Here is an 18,382-nt window from a genome sequence, read left to right on the forward strand (position 1 = left end):
CCGGTATTATCCTGGCCTTCGACAAAGAGGATCGTCTGCATGATTTCAAGATTGACCAATCTGGCCCGCCATTGGCGTATTGGCCAGCTTGTTTTGGTGCTGCTATGCGTTGGCATGATGGGCTATGCCCTGTATGAGCAGATCTATCACTACCTTATGCCTTGCCTGATGTGTATCTATCAACGTATCGCGGTGATTGGCTTTGGTTTGGCATCTTTGCTGGGCCTGTTATGGAAACCTGCGTCAAAGCCTGGGGTTGCTGTAGTGGTGAGCCTGCAAACATTGGCGGCAGTTGAAGGGTTCTATGCGGCCGGCAAGCATGTATGGCTGCAATACGGACCGAAAGAGGCTGAGGCAATTTGCACGCCAAACCTGCCTTTCCCCATTGATTTGCGTGCACCAGGGATGCCGGAGTGGGCGCCGACGGTGTTCCAGCCCATCAGTGAGTGCGGCAATATCGATTTCACGTTGCTCGGGGTTTCCATGCCGGTATGGGTGCTCGTGGGATTTATTGGTATGCTCGCGGCCGCGTGGCTATTGAGCCTGGCGCGCTGGAAGGCGCTTGCGAAAGCCGGTTGAAACTTTCTGCATTTGCCATAATCTATTTCATCAACGTGTTTTCAATTCAGGAGTAATACCTTATGCAACCCCAATCTGTCGTTTTCTCGCCCACAAGTGGCGCGGTGCTGGAACGCAACAGGGTCTTGCGCAATACCTATCTGATGCTTGCCCTGACCATGCTGCCCACGGCGCTGGGTGCGTGGCTTGGTATGTCGATGCATTTTGCAATGAAGCCGATGTGGGGCGTTCTGCTGTTCCTCGGTGTGAGTTTCGGCTTTTTCTTTGCCATTGAAAAAACCAAGAACAGCAGCCTCGGGGTGGTACTGTTGCTGGCTTTCACTGGCTTCATGGGCCTGTGGTTGTCGCAAATCCTGCAAGTGGCCATGCGTTTCTCGAACGGGGCTCAGCTGATTGGCATGGCGGGTGTCGGCACGGCTGCCATTTTCTTTACGCTGGCAGGTATCGCGACGGTAACCAAGAAGGATTTCTCTTTCATCGGCAAATTCCTGTTCATTGGTCTGGTGTTACTGTTCTTGGCGTCGTTGGCAAACATCTTCTTCCAGATCCCGGCGATGTCTCTAGCATTGTCAGCCATTGCGGTGCTGATTTTCTCGGGTTACATCCTGTATGACGTCAGTGACATCGTAAATGGCGGTGAAACCAACTACGTCAGTGCCACTTTGCGGATTTACTTAGACATCTACAACCTGTTCGTGAATCTGCTCAACCTGCTGATGGCTTTCAGCGGCGAGCGCAAGTAAGCAGTCGTCGCCAGCCGTCGGGGGTCGGATTTCCCCAATACGGCAAGTTGGCATCTCTCAAAAAAAGCCATGCATCCTAACCAGATGCATGGCTTTTTTGCTTTCGGATCAAGTATTTCCTGATGCACGAATCATTCATTTGGCTAGATATATTTCAAAAAGAAATAAAAAATTTATTTTATATTCCTTAATCTCTGTAAATGGTGTGCCTAGACTGCTGCCCATCAACAGGCTTCTGTAAATTGCCAGTGGGCCAATGGCCCGCTGGATAGACATCATGATCGAAGTTCAATCCCTCAGGAAAACATTCAGTCACGGCGGGCGACAGCAGGTTGCGCTGGACGACGTCAGTTTGTGTATTGAAGAAGGCGGCATATTCGGCATTATCGGGCGATCTGGTGCCGGCAAAAGTACGCTCATTCGATGCCTCAATCTGCTGGAGCGTCCCGATAGCGGCAGCATCTGTCTGGGCGGGCAGGAGCTCATGACCTTGTCGGAGAGTGCATTGCAGGCCCGACGCCAGCGCATTGGCATGGTATTCCAGCACTTCAATCTGCTCCGCTCGCGAACGGTGGCGGCCAATGTGCGCTTTCCTCTGGAGTTGGCAGGCACGCTTTCCGCGCAGCAGATGGACGCACGCGTTGCTGAATTGCTGGCGCTGGTAGGTCTGACGGCACACTCGGGCAAATACCCGGCACAACTTTCCGGGGGGCAGAAGCAGCGAGTCGGGATTGCGCGAGCGCTCGCCAATCAACCGGATCTGCTGTTATGTGATGAGGCCACTTCGGCACTTGATCCCGAAACGACTGATTCGATTTTGGCCCTGCTGGCAGACATCAATCGGCAGCTCCGGCTGACGATCGTCCTGATTACCCACGATATGCGGGTGATCCGGCAACTTTGTGACCAAGTGGCCGTAATTGACCATGGCAAGGTCGTCGAAGCCGGCCCGGTGCTGGATGTATTCCTGCAACCACAACACTCCGTTACCCGGAGCCTGCTGGCGGAGACGGGCTTGGGGCATGGCGTATTGCCCGCATCCTGGCGCGAGCGGATTGCCGGGCCTTTGCTAAGGCTGACCTTTGTGGGGGAGCCGACGCTGGAACCCGTACTCGACAAGGTCGGGCGAGAAGCGGGGCTGCGCGTCAATCTGTTGAGCGGCACCCTATCTGAAATCAAAGGCACACCATTCGGCCAGTTGCTGGTGGCTGTGATGGCATCAACGGTGGAGGTAGCCCGTTTGCCAGAAATCTTTGCACGCGAGGGCGTGCGGTGCGAGGTGTTGTGATGACAGATTTTAGTTGGAGCCAGCTACTGGCGATGGATTGGGTCGAAATCGGCGAAGCGGGGCTGGATACCCTGATCATGCTCAGCGTGTCGCTAGTGTTCACGGTCTTGCTGGGTTTGCCGCTCGGCATCCTGCTGTATCTCAGTGCCCCCGGCCAATTGCGGGCGCGGCCACGTCTTTACGCCTCCCTGTCCTTGCTGGTGAACGTTCTGCGTTCACTGCCATTTGTGATCCTGCTGATTGTCCTGATCCCCTTTACCTTGCTACTGGTTGGTACATCCATTGGTGTCGCTGGGGCGATTGTGCCGCTGGTGGTTGGCGCGGTGCCATTTTATGCACGCCTGGTTGAAAACGTCCTGCGGGAGGTGGATCGCGGGGTGATCGAAGCAAGCCAGGCCATGGGTGCCTGTTTGTCGCAGATTATCTTCAAAGTCCTCCTGCCTGAATCGCTGCCGGGCCTGATCGGCGCTGCGACGGTGACGGCCGTTGCTCTGGTGTCGTACACCGCCATGTCAGGGGTGATTGGCGGTGGCGGATTGGGCGATCTTGCCGTGCGCTATGGCTATCAACGTTTCCAGACGGAAGTCATGGTGGTGACGGTGGCTTTGCTGTTGATGCTGGTGCAGTTGCTGCAGTCTGCTGGCGATGCGTTGGTCCGCCGCTTCCGCTTCGACTGAGCCATCCCTGTTTTCGTCCACTGTTTCCTGCCTCGCCAAATACCGCTTCGGTTCGGCAGGGCCTTGTTATCGCTGCAAACCGAAATCTGAAAGGAAGTACCCATGAAGCGTCTTGCAAACATTGCATTCACTCTTGGCCTGATTGGCTTCTCCGCCTCTTCTCTGGCCGAAAACATCAAGTTGACGGTTGCTGCATCGCCGGTACCCCATGCGGAAATCCTGCAGGCGTTGAAGCCGACGCTAGCCAAACAAGGCGTGGATCTGGAGGTGAAGATTTTCAACGACTATGTACTGCCGAATACTCAGGTGCAGGAAAAGCGTCTGGATGCCAACTTCTTCCAGCACACCCCTTATCTCGACAAGTTCAACAAGGATCGTGGTACTACGCTGGTGGCTGCCAGCAAGCCGGTGCATATCGAGCCTTTTGCGGCTTATTCCGTCAAAGTGAAGAAAGTGGCCGATCTGAAGGAGGGGGCACTGGTGGTGATTCCGAACGATCCGACCAACGCCGGCCGGGCCTTGTTGTTGCTGGCGCAAAACGGGTTGATCGAGCTGAAGGACCGCAACAACATCCAGACCACTGTGCGTGACATCACGTCAAATCCCAAGCGCCTGAAAATCAAGGAGCTGGAAGCAGCGACGCTGCCGCGCATCCTGAATCAGGTGGATCTGGCACTGATCAATGCCAACTATGCGCTGGAAGCCAAGCTCAACCCGAAACGTGACAGCCTGTTTGCCGAGTCGAATTCGCCATACGCCAATCTGCTGGTTGCCCGTCCAGACAATAAGGATAGTGCCGCGATCAAACAACTGGCTGCTGCATTGAACGGCCCGGAAGCCAAGCGCTTCATCGAGTCGAAATATCAGGGCGCGGTGGTTGCGGCGTTCTGAGTGAACTGATCTTGAGTATCCAGAAATCTGCAACCGGTTTGAGCGCACCCTGTATAAATGGATAATGGAAGATCGTCCATTTATCGAATTTTCTAGCGGTGATCATGCGCAAAACAGTTGTTATCGGATTTCTGGGTACCACACTCGACAATATCGGTAAGTCGCAACAGCGTTGGGAGCGATGGCGGCCGACCGTTGGGCTTTGCCAGCAGGATGATCTGATCGTGCATCGGCTGGAGCTGCTGCACGATTCGCGCATGCGGGGGCTGGCTGAGCGGGTGAAGCACGATATTGCCGCGATTTCGCCAGAAACCGAGGTGTGCCGGACAGAAGTGGATCTGCGTAACCCCTGGGACTTCGAAGAGGTCTACGCGGCCTTGCATGATTACGCGCGCACTTATTCTTTCAATACCGATGAAGAGGACTATCTCGTCCATATCACCACAGGCACCCACGTTGCCCAGATCTGCTGGTTCCTGCTGACGGAAGCGCACTACCTGCCAGCAAGGCTGCTTCAGACGTCCCCGCCTCGAAAAGAGAAGGAGGATCAGCGCGGTACCTATGCCGTGATTGACCTGGATCTCTCGCGCTACGACAAGATTGCTACCCGCTTTGCCCGAGAACACGCCGAGACGATGTCGTTTCTCAAGTCGGGTATTGCCACCCGCAGCCCACGCTTCAACCGGATGATTGAGCAGATTGAACGGGTGGCGGGGCGCTCCAAGGCTCCCATGCTACTGATCGGGCCAACTGGCGCTGGTAAGTCGTTTCTGGCGCGACGACTCTACGAGCTGAAGAAGTCACGGCGGCAGCTGGCAGGGCGCTTTGTCGAAGTCAATTGTGCAACCTTACGTGGCGATAGTGCCATGTCCACCCTGTTTGGCCATGTCAAAGGCGCATTTACCGGCGCACTGACCGAGCGAGCCGGCCTGTTGCGCGCTGCCGACGGCGGCTTGCTGTTTCTCGATGAAATTGGCGAACTGGGTCTCGATGAGCAGGCCATGTTACTGAAAGCGATTGAAGAGAAACGTTTCTTTCCATTTGGCAGTGATCGGGAAGTGGAAAGCGAATTCCAGCTGATAGCCGGCACACACCGGGACCTGAAGCAATGGGTTGCGGAAGGCAAGTTTCGTGAAGACTTGTATGCCCGGATCAATATGTGGACATTTGAACTGCCAGGGCTGGCAGACCGTGCGGAAGACATTGAACCCAACCTCGATTTTGAGCTGGCCCGTTTTGCGCAGGAACATGGCGAGCAGGTGCGCTTCAATACCGAAGCGAAACGCAAATATCTAAGCTTTGCGACTTCATCGGATGCCCGCTGGACGGGCAACTTCCGTGAGCTCTCTGCCTCCATCACCCGTCTGGCGACGCTGGCTGAAGCCGGGCGTATCAGCGAGGCCGGTGTGGATGAAGAGATTGATCGGTTGCGACGCACCTGGGCCGGTGGCGACGAAGCCGGAGAAGTTGAGGCGTTGCTGGGGGAGGCAGCGGCCGAACTCGATCTGTTCGACCGCATGCAGCTGGAGAGTGTGATTCGCGTTTGCCAGCAATGTCATTCGCTGTCCGAAGCTGGGCGCAAGCTGTTTGCCATGTCTCGTCAGGAAAAGGCCAAAGCCAACGATGCGGATCGCTTACGTAAATATCTGGCGCGCTTCGAGCTGGATTTTGCCCGGATTCGCCGTCAGCCTGCAGAGGACTGAGGCAAGTTTGCTGGCGATGCTTACTGAATGATGTAGGCCATGGCATGTGTCTTGGCAGTCAGCATCTGCCCAAACCAGGCAGCATCGTCGGCAGCGGGGGTGGCGAGGGCGTAGCCAATATAAATCTGCGTGCCCTGCAGCCCAGAGACATCCAGACTACCATCCAGCACGTCCCACCGTAGCACGCCAGCAGGTGCCGTCACGGATTGGACGCTGACCGGGTTGTGGCCGTCAAACTGCTTCCAGGCGCCCTGTGCGTTCTTCATGAAAAGCCGGCCATCAGGTAACTGCGCTGCCAGAAACAGGGCAAGTGGCTGGTCGCTGCCCAGATCGCCTGGCCGCATGGCGAGCTGCAGGCTACGCCGTTCGAGCGGGCCTTGCGCCTTGATTTGTAACGAGCTGCAAGCTTTTTCTATTATCGAGGCAACTTCCAGAGTCGTTGCCGGCAGTTGCGCGCCAAGATTTTCTCCTAGTTCCGGCGTATCCCCTCCGCCAATCACTGCGGTGTAAGGCCCGGTCAGCGTGGCGTCGGCAGGCAGCGTGGCCTTGAACTGCGACAAGGTGATGGTGACGGGGCCAGATAACTCAGTAGACGTTTGCCTTAACTCGACCCAGGCCAGGCCGGGCGTGTCATAGTTGATGCGGGGATTGGCGTTACCAAACAGTCGGCTGGTGATATCCGCACCGCTGGTACGCGTTACCTTGATCCGGCCGCCTTGCAGGCGGGTATGCGCAGCTTGTGGCAAATACAGGCCAAATCGACCGTTTTTTATCTCGCCCGGTTCCGCTTCCTTGATCTGAATATCCGGCAAAGTGGCCTCAAGTTCCGGATCGCCAGGAAACGGACAGTTCTGGCTGGCAATGTTCGGCAGTTTGCTGGCTACAGCAATTTCAACCGCCTGCGCCACGGGGGCTGCCCACAATATGGCGGAGAGTGTCAGGATGGGTAATGCAGGGCTGATGATTTTCATTGTTTTGGTCGGTCTGGATGAGAAAACGAAGGGGCAGGCCACCACTACCTGCCCCGGTAGATTACTTCAGGCGGTCTACAAGGTAATACAGGGACTGATTGAGCATCTGCTCGAACGGCACCTTGTTGCCAAACAGGGCGCTGCCCAGGCCATAGCCGACAAAAATCTGTGTACCAGCGAGTCCTTGGGTGTCGATGCTGCCATCCAGAATGCCAATGTCGATGCGACTTGGTGCCTGGGCAATCTGGCGATAATGGGCGGGCTGTTCGGGATCGAATGGCAGCCATTGGTCTTGTGAATTTTTCAGGAACAGCCGTCCATCCGGCAGTTGTGCCCCAACAAAAACGGTGAGGTCACGGCCCTTGTGCTGGTTGCGGCCAACATCCCAGGTGATGCTCAGACCAGGTTTGGTGTCACGGCCACTACGGTTGACGCGATAGGGCACAAAGCAGGTACGCGGATCAATGTCTGCAACGGCCAGTCGGTGCGCCGCAATGCCGGCACCCTGCCAGCTGCCAAGGTTGGCGTTGTTGCCGCCACCGAGAATGGCATAGATCTGACCACTGCTGACATCGGCATTTGGCTGCACCCGGAAGCCGCTCAAGGTGATTTTTACTGGCCCGGTCGCTGCGTTGGAGCGCGCCAGTACCGTCAACCAGACCAGGCCATTGGTGCTGGTATTCGCCTTGGGATGAGGTTGACCAAAGATAACTTCAGTGACGTCTTTGCCGCTGGCTGTAGTGGCTTTGACGGTGCCGGCAATCAATTTGCCCTGATTGGCTTCGCTGATATACAGGCCGAAATCGCCGGGGTTCAACTCACTGGTCCGGGTTTCACTGATCCGGATGTCTGGCAGGACAAAGGTATTGGTTTCATCGGAAAACAGGCAGTTTGGAGCATGCCGGGTGGCTGCATCCGCACTGATACTGATGGCCGCCTGTGCGGTAGAGAGACTCAGACAGCTGGCGAAAATAATCGGTAGAAGCTTGGATTTCATATCGGGTCGGTCAACGAGAGTGAGCAGCAGGGTATTGCCCGCTTGCGGGGGCGGATGGCGGTCGCATTTCGGCCAGCGCAAAGGCTGGCAACACCCTAAGCACTTGAACCAGCTATTAAATAATCGGGGGGCTGCATTATGCCCGAGTCGTGGCCGATGGTCAGGCGCTCAGCACGGCGACACCATGAAGTGTTGTTTTGGGTGAACAGCGATGGAAGCGCCTGGTAATGCAGGCCGATCGCGTTGAAGGGAGAAAACGGAGATGGTGGGGACTCCGGCACGAGGCCCCGCGAGCAGAGCCCGGATCAACGCACCCAGGCGGGGTATTGATCGTATTCGGTATAAAAACGGTGTTGCGCTTCGTAGGCCGCATCCAGATGTGAGCGGAATGGTTTGCCAAAGCCGTGAGGGTTCTTGTACTTGCGCAAAAGGGCCTGCCATTGACCGGTGCGCTTCATCCGGGCGACCTCTTCGTCAATGGCCCGAAGCAGGCCGGTTTGTAGCCAGGGAGATTTGCGCGACAACATGGCAACAAAGTGAATGCGCGTGTTGGGCCAGTCGGTTTCAATTTCCACGATCTGGTTTTGCAGGTTTTTCTTGTTGATCCACCAATTCATCCAGCTGGACGAAGATACCACCAGATCGTGCCTGCCAGCAGCCAGCATGGACGGCAGCTGTTCCAGCTTGGGCACCTTATGAATGGTGTAACCCCAGCTCATGAATGCTTCGGTCCAGCCATTGCCGACAAAGTCGAGCAACTCGTAATGGCGAAGGTCTTCAAGCCCATCCAGGCGTGACACTTCATTAATGATGCGATCGTTACCCTTGCGCACAAAAACGTTGCAATACTCGGGGATAACCATTTCCCGCCCGAAAACGGCATATTGAAATCGCGTCGGGGTCGGGGTGGTGATCATGCCATCAGCCTGACCGCTGGCAACCATCATCTGCGCTCTGGCCCAAGGGTAGAACAGATGTTCGACACGAATACCCAATGACTTGGCTACCTGCTCGACGATTTCGACTTCCAGGCCTTTGGCAATGCCGTTTTCTTCCCAATTGATAGGCTCGGCGTCGGCCATGTATACCCAACGCAAGACAGGGGGATAGCGATTGCTCATGGCTTGTGCCGTGGGCAGCAAGCTCAGTAGAACAAGCAGGAGAGCTGCGAATAACCTGAAACCAGTGACGATCATGTCGGGAAAATTAAGAAGAATATGGTTTTCTGACCAGCGGACAGATAGTCAGGATTTGACTGTCTGACGAACGTCTAATTGTGGTCGAAAGCCACCGACAAGGAGAGTTAGGGCTTATCCGAACTATTCGAGCTTCAATAATCCTGACTCAGACATTGATCCAAATGACTGGTAGACAGGATGAACTGATCCATCATCATCCTTCTGCCTGAGGGTGGAGGGATGAAGCAGGGGACCCTGCAAGAGAAGCGCCAACAACTCTACTGAAACGGATGTGGCTTGATCCGGTTGCTACCGGGGTGGGCGGAATGGAGTACGCGCTTGAAGAAGTGAGTGTCGATAGTCAGGCCCTGTAGCCGATGGCGACGCAGCCAGATAGCAGGTGTTTGATCATGAATCATTCGACTGCATTGATAGAGGCAAAAGGGTGCCTATCCTTGGGCAGTCCAGTCATTGGTGAGGGGGTAGGGATTTATACAATAAAACAAATGTTTGCCTTGCCCATAAGGGGTGTGCCCGGCGTTGGGCCGATGGGGGCTGTATCAGGGCTTGCTGGCAAGACCATAGCGCGCCGCCAGGGCGGCATAACGGCCGTCTACCAGCATTTGCGCCAGGCTGGAATCGATTCTCTGCCGCCACATATCTGCCTGGGCGAATTGGCGCGATAGCATGGCATGGTAATTCACCCGAGGTAACCAGTTTGGATAGAGCAAACCCAGTTCTGAATGGCGTGGCCTGTCTTGTTCGTCTTTAAACACCGTTGCGCGGAAAGCCTCGGCAACCACGGGCGAGACGTCGCAGCGGTCGCGCAGCACTTTACCGATGATGGACTCGATGGTGTAAGAGGTGGTGTCTACCGCCGCTTCGGACAAACCCAGCGCCCGCACATTGCTGCCATTGACGGCGCAAACACGATAGCGCTGGAGCACTTGTGTTGTCTTCAGCAGGCTAAGGTTATGTCGGGTACGGTGATAGAGCAGGGCGGGGGTCAATGAAAAGATGGGATGGGTCAGATGATAGTCCTGCAGCCGGACCGGATTGGAGGAAGCATGCAGCAACATATCAAACTGGCCGGCTTTGACTGCGGCCATACACCGGGCAAACGGTTGCCGGACGATGCGCAAATGCACACCGTGCTCCGCCAGGATGGCAGACAGCAACTCGACGGAAAAGCCGCGTAGCTGAGTATTGCCTTTGCCCGGCTCCGTTTCATACAGCAAAGGTGGCCAATCTTCATCGTTATCACAGGCCGTCAGCTCGGTTGCGAACACGACGTTGACAGCAAAACACAGAAGCAGGGCAGGAAAAAATAAACGGGTTGTCATGGCTAGGCTCTGTTGACGTTTTGTTTCCGCTCGCGCCGGGCCGAGTTTTGGGGCGGGGCGATCTCTATCAAGCGTGGCGGAAGGAGCATGTGGCCTATCAGGTACGGGGAGCGATTTTCGACAGATGAGGCGGAAAAACCAAAAGGCACATCCAGCGGATGTGCCTTTTGGTTTCAGGCTGTGTTACCGGAAGGTGCGCTCAGCGTAATACGGCGGCAATTGCTGTGGCGACACGGTCAATGTTGCGGCTGTTGAGTGCCGCGACACAGATGCGACCGGTGGATACCGCGTAGATGCCATGCTCGGTTTTCAGACGCTCGACCTGTTCGGCACTCAGACCGGAGTAAGAGAACATGCCGCGTTGTTGCAGAACGAAAGAAAAGTCGCGTCCGGCGCCGTGCTCGGCCAGTTTCTGCACCAGTGCCTGGCGCATGGCCTTGATACGGTCACGCATTTCGGCCAGCTCACTTTCCCATAAGGCGCGCAGCTCCGGGCTGTTCAATACGGTGGCGACCAGCGAGGCGCCGTGTGTGGGTGGGTTGGAATAGTTGGTACGGATAACGCGCTTGATCTGGGATAGCACGCGGGCCGATTCTTCGCGGCTTTGGGTGACGATACTGAGGGCGCCAACGCGCTCGCCATACAGCGAGAAAGATTTGGAAAACGAGCTGGAAACGAAGAAATCCAGGCCGGAATCGGCAAACAGGCGCACGGCCAGACCATCAGCGTCGATGCCATCGGCGAAGCCCTGATAAGCCATATCAAGGAAAGGCGTCAGTCCGTTGTCACGGCAGGCGGCGACAACTTGCTGCCATTGTTCGGTGCTGAGATCGACACCTGTCGGGTTGTGGCAGCAGGCATGCAAGACCACGATCGACCGTGCTGGGAGCGCCTTGAGAGAGGCCAGCATGCCAGCGAAATCGACGCTCTGGCTGGCAGCATCGTAGTAGCGGTAGTTCTCGACCTTGAACCCGGCGGATTCGAACAGGGCGCGGTGGTTTTCCCAGCTGGGGTCGCTGATCGCTACAACGGCTTCGGGGCTCAGGCGTTTCAGAAAATCGGCGCCCAGCTTGAGTGCACCGGTGCCGCCTAACGCCTGGGTGGTGACTACCCGGCCAGCCTGGATCAGGGCCGAATCGGCGCCGAACAGCAGGTTCTGTACGGCATTGTCGTAGGCTGCGATGCCTTCGATCGGCAGATAGCCGCGCGCGGGTTGCGCTTCCAGCCGGGCTTTTTCCGCAGCCATGACTGCGCGCAGCAAGGGCAATTTGCCATCGTCGGTAAAGTACACGCCAACGCCAAGGTTGACCTTATCGGTGCGGGTGTCGGCGTTGAAGGCTTCGTTGAGTCCAAGAATCGGGTCGCGCGGAGCGAGTTCTACCGTTGCAAACAGCGTCATAGCAAGTCTCGACTGGGAGTGAATGAAGAAGGGCACCCGGAGCGCCGATGCACCAAGGCTTACCCTTTGCGCAAGCTTTGGGCCAACTGGGCCAAATGGGTGGGTTGGCCTTATTCTAGCCCGGATATTGTCAAAATTGCCGCTGTTTATGCTGCGGTTTGCCGAAACCTGAGGATCTTTTGCAAAGCCAGTCACAGGGCCTTCGTCGGGCATTCCCTGATTTTTCGATATAAATCATCAACCAAGCGATTGCTTGATTGATTCGCTGTGCTTGAGCGGATTTCAGACGGTTTCTTTGCGCACAAAGGTCTGCAAGCCGGCAGGTTCGACACGTAGCACCTCGATATCATCCACTCTGGCTGCGGGAGGGCCTTTGGCGGCCCAGTCGATGATGCTGGCAACCGAGTTGGTTTCACCTTCGACCCAGGCTTCAACGGTGCCATCCAAGCGATTGCGCACCCAGCCGGCAAGGCCGTAGCGGCGGGCGGTCATCTCAAATGCATTGCGGTAGCCAACACCTTGTACCCGGCCAATCACGATCAGTCGGCGCGCTTCGGTCATCGCAGAGCCTCCGCAGCGCTCAGGGCGTCGGCGATCAGAGTGTGGGCGTCTGCCAGACAGGCGACGATATGGTGGCCGAAGGCACGTACTTCGGCAGAAGGGGCTTTGAGGTCAGGGATCATAATGGGTGTCATGCCGGCCGCAAGCGCTGCTCGCACGCCGGGTTCAGAGTCTTCCAGTACGACACACAGCGCGGGTGCGACACCCAGTGCGGCGGCGGCCTGCAGATAGACATCAGGTGCCGGCTTTGGGTGGCAGATGTCATCCCCGGCAATGATATGGGCAAAGCGGTTGAGCAAACCTGCCCGCTCAAGATTGCCCAAGGCAAACCGGCGCAAGGTGGAGGTGGCGACTGCTCTGGGCAGACTGGCGGTTTCGAGGTAGTCGAGCAAGGCGATCAGTCCCGGCTTGATGGGTGGCCCTTCGGCCAGCGCCTTGGCATAAAGTTCGCGTGTACGGTCGTGAATGGCTTCAACGGGCGTCTGTTCGCCCAGCTGTTCACGCAGATATTGCCGGCATAGCCGGTCGTGCAGCCCTACCATCCCCAAGAGCAGCTGCTCGTCAAGCACGGCGCCATGTTCCTGCGCGGCTTGCTGCCAGGCAGCCAGTACCAGCCGCTCGGTGTCGAGCATCAGCCCGTCCATATCGAAAATCACGGCAGCAATGGGGCAGGGGAGTTGCATGATCGTCCGTCCCGATTGGTTGCGAGAAAACAGGCAGTTCGAACCCCAGCACATGGGCTGACCAGTGCGCTGGCATTATCGGCACGCCTTTAAATGCGGTAATGAGCTGTTCGGCAATCTGGCATTTGTTGCTGCCGGCATTGTCGATGGCTTTTTCTCCAGGCTCGCGTTACCAGCGGCTATCTCCACCCAGCCATCCACTTGAAAGCGGCCTGCCGGTGCGGGCATTGGTCATCAGCCCACCAGAAAGTCGGCTGCAGGGTCCAGAATTGTCACAATTCACGCAGCCCAAGCGTTCCTTTATAGCAGCCATCAGGGTTTACAGCGAGTGCCAATCGCCAGAAGGGTCGGTCAGCCGGCAGGCGTGCCCTGGCCGGACTTGCGAGTCTGCTATAGCAAAGAGGTAAGTACGGCATGTCGCCCGCTTGGCTGCCTTGCTGGCAGTGGGCCGGTGTGTGCGGAGAAGTCATTCATTCTGGAGGAGAATTTCGGATGTTCAGATTCCATGGTGCCTTGCTCGCGGCATGCCTGGCCGTGCCGGTGATGGCGGATGTGCAGTCCAGTGCCGGTATTGCCTCAACGGTTTGTACGAATTTTGTCGAGACCGGTTTGACGGGTGTTGCCCCGCAGATTTTCCGTCATAGCGATGGTAGTTACCGTATCTACTACATGGGGAAAGGGCTGGCTTCGGCCAAGTCGAGCGATCTGCAGACCTTTACGGCGGAGTCGGGGGTGCGATTGGCGAGTTCCGTGACGATAGATGGTAAAACCTACAGTCAGACAAGAAATCCTTGGGTTATCAGCCGGCAGGCGGGGGGCTTTCGCATGCTATTTGATGCGGCGCTGTCGAATGGGGATTCCGCTTTGCTGTCTGCAACTTCGAGCGATGGTTTGACCTTTAGTGCCGAGGGGGTGGTCATCGCCGGTAGTAGTGCTGATATCGAAACCGCCAGCGGCAAGATCTTCCTGTCGGTGCCAACCGGTATCCGACTGCCTGATGGCCGTTGGCGCATGTATTTCGTGGCGCGTGGCACTGATATTGAGTCGGCCCTATCGTCAGATGAGGGCAAGACCTGGACCCGGGAATCGGGTGTTCGAATCAGCAATGGCGTCGATCCCACCATTCTGCAGAAGCCGGCAGGCGGGTATCGGCTGGTTTACACCGATTGGGCCAGTTCGACGCGGCTGAAACGTCTGCTGGTGGCTGATTCGTCTGATGGCCTCACTTTTACCCCCGCGTCCACGGCGTTTCTCAGCATGGCGGGCAGTGGCAGTGTGGTGGATCCTGATGTCTATCAGATGCCGGATGGTCGTTACCGGATGCTGCTGGCGACGGCAGCCAGCGGCAGTGCCAGCACCTTGCTCTATAGCTGTGATCTGCCGGCGATGTTTCAGATACAGACCAGCGCCAGTGGCGGTAATTCGGCGCTTTCCCTGACCAGCATCCTGACCCCGGATGCCATGGATAGTGGCAAGACAGCCAATCTCTATCTGGCCGCTCGCGTTGGCACGCAGTACTACTTTCATAATGGCGCCAGCTGGCAAGCCTGGACGAGCGGTAGCCTGCCGGTTTATGCCCAGACCTTTGTGCGGGATACGCTGACACTGACACCGCTATCTGCGGCCAATGTCAGTGCATATCCTGAAGCCGCCCTCTATCTGGGGTATGGGCTGAGCGAAGCGGATATGCTCAGTGGCAATAAGTATCAACTCATCCATACCGTGCATTAGGTTTTATTGGAGGTGGTTTTTAAATAACTGATTTGAAAATAAAAAATAAAAAGGTTTTCGTCTTTCCCCCAAAAGTCAAATATTGGCACCATGAATACCATGGGCGCGGGGCTGTGCAGGCTGCTTTGGGGAGGGTATCCCGTCTTGTAAACTGACCGGGAACACCGTCCGGGCCCGTCAAAACACATGTCAACAGAACCTACCTTTGATGAATTTCTTTACCAGATCACGCAGGTGCTGCTACCGGCATGGCAATTACGCAGCATTGATGCGCATGAGCCTGTGCAAAGTGCCAGCTTGCCGGCACCCTGGCAGTTGCTGGGCTGTGGAAACTATGCGGGGGTGGTCTGCCACCCGGATTTCCCCGACTGGATTGTCAAGCGCTATGCGCCGGGGCGGCCGGGGCTGGCGGAAGAAGCCGAGGTCTATCGCAAGCTGGGGCAGCACTCGGCTTTTTCGAGCTGTCTGCACATCGGGCCGGACTATTTGATACTGCGGCGTATCTGGGGCCGCACCTTCTGGCGTTGCTGCATCGAAGGGGAGCTGATCACCCCTCGTGCCGTGGAAGATATTGATCTGGCGATCGACTGGGCACGTCAGCGTGGGTTGTATCCACACGATGTACATGCCAAGAACGTCATGCAATATGCCGGGCGTGGCTTCATCGTCGATATTTCGGATTTCTACAAAGCCGAGCCCTGTGATCATTGGCAGGACTTCAAGCGGGCCTACCGCTGGTTCTATCGCCCGGTGCTGGGGCGCTGGCCGCGACCGATTCCAGAGTGGGCCATGAACGCCATCCGCCGCAGTTACCGGCGGTTGCGACGTTTGCTGGGCAGGCGGAAGTAATTGACAAGTGACGTCAGCCTCGCCACGCTCGCGGCCTTTGCACCGCTGACCCGATTCTGATCATGAAGCTCAAAATCCTTGCCCTGTCCTTGTGTCTTTGTCTGGCCCTGCCAGCAGGCGCAAATACCCCACCGGCCGAGAACGGCTATAAAACCCCCCACCCCGCCTTGCAGGCCATTGCCGAAGCACCGCTGACTCCCCATTCCAGACTGGGGCCACTCGGTGGAACCCTGCTGATGATCAAGCGGCCCGGATTACCGGCGATTGCCGATGTTGCCCAGCCAACCCTGCGCTTGGCTGGCTTGCGTCTGAATGCAGCCATGCGGGCCGAGGCCCGCTTCAGTTTCGGCAATTCGCTGATGTTGATCAGTGTGGCCAACGGTAGCGAACGACCTGTGCTGGGTCTGCCTGCCGATGCCCGTATTGCCGAGGCACATTTTTCTCCGGACGAGCGCTGGGTTGCGGTGACCCTGTGGGAGAGTGGCGGAGTCAAACTCTGGCTGGTGGATGTAAAGCAGGCAACGGCACGGCGTTTGATCACGCCTTCCCTCAATGCCACCCAGCCGGGGCCGGTGCAGTGGCTGGCGGGGTCGAACCGTCTGCTGGTGCGGCTGGTGCCGTCAACGCAGGGTCCGCAGCCGCAGGCGCCTACGGTACCTACCGGACCCAAGACTGAAGAAAGTCTTGGGGGCAAGGTCGCACAGACGCGCACCTATCCTGATTTGCTGAAGACGCCTTACGACTCGGATTTGCTTGATTGGGCACTCGATAGTCAGCTGGCCGCAGTCAGTCTGGATGGCAAGATCGAATTGCTTGGCCAGCATGATCGCCTGCTGGCGGCGGTACCGTCGCCGGATGGCCGCTATCTGCTGGTGAAGCGCCTGCGCCGCCCGTATTCAACCTTGGTGCCGCTGGAGCGCTTTCCTGAAACGACCGAGCTCTGGGACATGAAAGGTCAGTTGGTCAAGGTGGTGCATGAGCGACCGTTGATTGATCGCCTGCCCAGCGGATATGACGCAGTGCCAACCGGGCCTCGCGACATCGGCTGGCGTGCCGATGCGCCGGCAACCTTGTTCTGGGCCGAAGCGCAGGATGGTGGGGATCCCTCGGTCAGTACGACGGTGCGGGATGCAGTGTTCCTGCAGTCTGCACCCTTCAAGTCTGGCCCCCAGCGCTGGCTGTCGCTGGCGAACCGGCTGTCCGAGATTCAATGGGGTTCGGATGATCTGGCGCTGGTCAGCGAGTACTGGTGGAAGAGCCGCGACGTTAAAACCTGGCAGGTCAGGCCCGGCAAGCCAGCAGATACGCCGCAACTGCTGTTTGCTCGCAAGAGTGAAGATCGCTACGCCGATCCGGGTTCCCCCATGACGAAGACCCTGTCAAATGGGGTAACGGTGCTGAACACTGGCGCGGACGGCAAGTCGTTGTTTCTGGCAGGGGAGGGGGCAAGCAATGAAGGGGATCGACCATTTCTGGATCATTTCGATCTGAGCACTCGCAAGACCACGCGGTTGTGGCGTTCTGAAGCACCGTTCTATGAAGAAGCGCTGGCTTTGCTGGACGATAGTGGCCGGCGCTTCATCTCGCGTCGCGAAGCGAGGGAGGAGTTTCCCAACTTCTATGTGCGGGATTTACCGGCGGGCCAGCTGCGGGCCTTGACCCGGCTGCCCAACCCCCTGCCGCAGCTCAAGGGGATTCAGGTGCAGACACTACGTTACAAGCGGGCGGATGGCCTTGAGTTGTCCGGCAAGCTGTATCTGCCGCCGGGTTACGATCAGAAACGGGATGGCGCCTTGCCCTTGTTGATGTGGGCTTACCCGCAAAGCTTTAAAACCAAGGAAGCCGCAGCGCAGGTTACGGATTCGCCCTATCGCTATAACCGCATCAGCCCGCTGAGCCCGTTGACTGCGCTGGCCCGTGGTTACGCAGTGCTGGACGACCCGGCGATGCCGATTATCGGCGAAGGTAAAAAGGAGCCAAACGATACCTATCTGGAACAGCTGACGGCTTCAGCCAAAGCGGCAGTGGACGAGGTGGTACGCCTGGGCGTCGCCGACCGTAACCGTATTGCCGTGGGCGGCCACAGCTATGGGGCGTTCATGACGGCCAATCTGCTTGCGCATACGAGACTGTTCAGAGCGGGCATTGCGCGGTCGGGGGCCTACAATCGCACGCTGACCCCGTTCAGTTTTCAGGCGGAAGACCGCAATTTCTGGGATGCAAAGTCAACTTACCAGACAATGGCCCCGTTCAACTACGCTGAGCAGATCAAGGATGCGCTGCTGCTGATTCACGGCCAGGATGATTCCAACTCCGGTACTTTCCCGATCCAGAGTGAGCGGATGTATCAGGCCGTGCAGGGTTTGGGTGGTATCTCTCGGCTAGTGATGTTGCCAGCTGAAGATCATGGCTATCGGGCGCGGGAATCGGTCTTGCACATGCTGTGGGAGCAGGATCAGTGGCTGGAGCGCTACGTCAGGAATGCCAAGCCGCGTACCGATGAGGTAAAGCGGTGAAATGCGGCACTTGGTCTGAGACGATCAGCAGAGTTTGATCTATCTGCTATTGAAAAAGCGCCCGCTGGTTACGGGCGCTTTTTCTTGGTGGGGAGTTAGGCTCTGTTGACGTTTTATTTTCGGATCGCGTTTCGTCGGATTTGGGCCTGATGCAAGGCGAAAAGCGCGCCGCTTAGTGGGCTAAACAAGCGATTTTCAACACCGCAGCAGGCCCAAATCCGGCGAAACCCTCCGGGCCGGGTCGATTTTTGGGGCATGGCGTCGTTAGGGTTA

The 18,382-nt window shown here is 57.1% G+C and carries 17 protein-coding genes and 1 pseudogene; 10 read left to right on the top strand and 8 right to left on the bottom strand.

Features of this window, described 5'->3' with window-relative positions; translation table 11 throughout:
- The first annotated feature begins 51 nt into the window (after window positions 1–51).
- The 7 genes and pseudogenes from PZA18_RS19130 (at window position 52) to rtcR (ending at window position 5,881) form a co-directional block, all read left to right on the top strand.
- Window positions 52–579 carry a disulfide bond formation protein B gene (locus PZA18_RS19130; RefSeq protein ID WP_284102477.1) on the top strand — a complete coding sequence of 176 codons (528 nt, stop codon included), beginning with the start codon at window positions 52–54 and terminating at the stop codon, window positions 577–579.
- 62 nt (window positions 580–641) lie between these two features.
- Window positions 642–1,322 carry a Bax inhibitor-1/YccA family protein gene (locus tag PZA18_RS19135; RefSeq protein ID WP_284102478.1) on the top strand — a complete coding sequence of 227 codons (681 nt, stop codon included), beginning with the start codon at window positions 642–644 and terminating at the stop codon, window positions 1,320–1,322.
- A 277-nt stretch (window positions 1,323–1,599) separates the two neighbouring features.
- A pseudogene (locus tag PZA18_RS19140) lies at window positions 1,600–2,331 on the top strand (methionine ABC transporter ATP-binding protein); the annotation flags it as partial.
- A 57-nt stretch (window positions 2,332–2,388) separates the two neighbouring features.
- Window positions 2,389–2,610 carry an NIL domain-containing protein gene (locus tag PZA18_RS25760; protein ID WP_456238576.1) on the top strand — a complete coding sequence of 74 codons (222 nt, stop codon included), beginning with the start codon at window positions 2,389–2,391 and terminating at the stop codon, window positions 2,608–2,610.
- Window positions 2,610–3,287, top strand: a complete 678-nt coding sequence (locus PZA18_RS19145; RefSeq protein ID WP_284102480.1) for a methionine ABC transporter permease — start codon at window positions 2,610–2,612, stop codon at window positions 3,285–3,287. Before PZA18_RS25760 ends, PZA18_RS19145 begins: the two co-directional genes overlap by 1 nt.
- Before the next feature lie 102 nt (window positions 3,288–3,389).
- The gene (locus PZA18_RS19150) at window positions 3,390–4,178 is read left to right on the top strand and encodes a MetQ/NlpA family ABC transporter substrate-binding protein (protein ID WP_284102481.1); all 789 of its coding nucleotides are present in this window, start codon (window positions 3,390–3,392) and stop codon (window positions 4,176–4,178) included.
- 104 nt (window positions 4,179–4,282) lie between these two features.
- Complete coding sequence (gene rtcR / locus PZA18_RS19155; RefSeq protein ID WP_284102482.1) at window positions 4,283–5,881, top strand: RNA repair transcriptional activator RtcR; 1,599 nt, start codon at window positions 4,283–4,285, stop codon at window positions 5,879–5,881.
- A gap of 20 nt (window positions 5,882–5,901) precedes the next feature.
- On the opposite strand, the gene PZA18_RS19160 is transcribed toward rtcR, so the two are convergent.
- The 8 genes from PZA18_RS19160 to PZA18_RS19195 form a co-directional block, all read right to left on the bottom strand.
- Window positions 5,902–6,852 carry a hypothetical protein gene (locus tag PZA18_RS19160; RefSeq protein WP_284102483.1) on the bottom strand — a complete coding sequence of 317 codons (951 nt, stop codon included), beginning with the start codon at window positions 6,850–6,852 and terminating at the stop codon, window positions 5,902–5,904.
- Window positions 6,853–6,913: 61 nt separating this feature from the next.
- A complete protein-coding gene (locus PZA18_RS19165; protein ID WP_284102485.1) occupies window positions 6,914–7,849 on the bottom strand; it encodes a hypothetical protein in 936 nt (311 codons plus the stop codon).
- A 305-nt stretch (window positions 7,850–8,154) separates the two neighbouring features.
- Entirely contained in the window at window positions 8,155–8,970 is an 816-nt protein-coding gene (locus PZA18_RS19170; RefSeq protein WP_284102486.1) for a substrate-binding periplasmic protein, read from the bottom strand.
- A gap of 335 nt (window positions 8,971–9,305) precedes the next feature.
- Window positions 9,306–9,446 (bottom strand): hypothetical protein, encoded by a 141-nt coding sequence (locus PZA18_RS19175; RefSeq protein WP_284102487.1) that lies wholly within the window; start codon window positions 9,444–9,446, stop codon window positions 9,306–9,308.
- A 141-nt stretch (window positions 9,447–9,587) separates the two neighbouring features.
- Window positions 9,588–10,370: a substrate-binding periplasmic protein gene (locus tag PZA18_RS19180; protein ID WP_284102488.1), complete on the bottom strand. Its 783-nt coding sequence runs from the start codon at window positions 10,368–10,370 to the stop codon at window positions 9,588–9,590.
- Between the two features lie 199 nt (window positions 10,371–10,569).
- Window positions 10,570–11,769: an amino acid aminotransferase gene (locus PZA18_RS19185; protein ID WP_284102489.1), complete on the bottom strand. Its 1,200-nt coding sequence runs from the start codon at window positions 11,767–11,769 to the stop codon at window positions 10,570–10,572.
- A gap of 282 nt (window positions 11,770–12,051) precedes the next feature.
- Window positions 12,052–12,330: an acylphosphatase gene (locus PZA18_RS19190; RefSeq protein ID WP_284102490.1), complete on the bottom strand. Its 279-nt coding sequence runs from the start codon at window positions 12,328–12,330 to the stop codon at window positions 12,052–12,054.
- Entirely contained in the window at window positions 12,327–13,013 is a 687-nt protein-coding gene (locus PZA18_RS19195; protein ID WP_284102491.1) for an HAD family hydrolase, read from the bottom strand. The genes PZA18_RS19190 and PZA18_RS19195 overlap by 4 nt, the downstream gene beginning before the upstream one ends.
- 492 nt (window positions 13,014–13,505) lie before the next feature.
- On the opposite strand from PZA18_RS19195, the gene PZA18_RS19200 reads away from it, so the two are divergent.
- The 3 genes from PZA18_RS19200 (at window position 13,506) to PZA18_RS19210 (ending at window position 18,109) form a co-directional block, all read left to right on the top strand.
- Window positions 13,506–14,744: a glycoside hydrolase family protein gene (locus tag PZA18_RS19200; protein ID WP_284102492.1), complete on the top strand. Its 1,239-nt coding sequence runs from the start codon at window positions 13,506–13,508 to the stop codon at window positions 14,742–14,744.
- Window positions 14,745–14,930: 186 nt separating this feature from the next.
- On the top strand, window positions 14,931–15,593 hold the full coding sequence (locus tag PZA18_RS19205) for a hypothetical protein (protein WP_284102493.1): 663 nt from the start codon (window positions 14,931–14,933) through the stop codon (window positions 15,591–15,593).
- Between the two features lie 62 nt (window positions 15,594–15,655).
- Entirely contained in the window at window positions 15,656–18,109 is a 2,454-nt protein-coding gene (locus PZA18_RS19210; RefSeq protein WP_284102494.1) for an alpha/beta hydrolase family protein, read from the top strand.
- The last annotated feature ends 273 nt before the right edge of the window (window positions 18,110–18,382 follow it).

This window comes from Parachitinimonas caeni (assembly GCF_030129945.1).
In the GTDB taxonomy this organism is placed as follows: domain Bacteria; phylum Pseudomonadota; class Gammaproteobacteria; order Burkholderiales; family Chitinimonadaceae; genus Parachitinimonas; species Parachitinimonas caeni.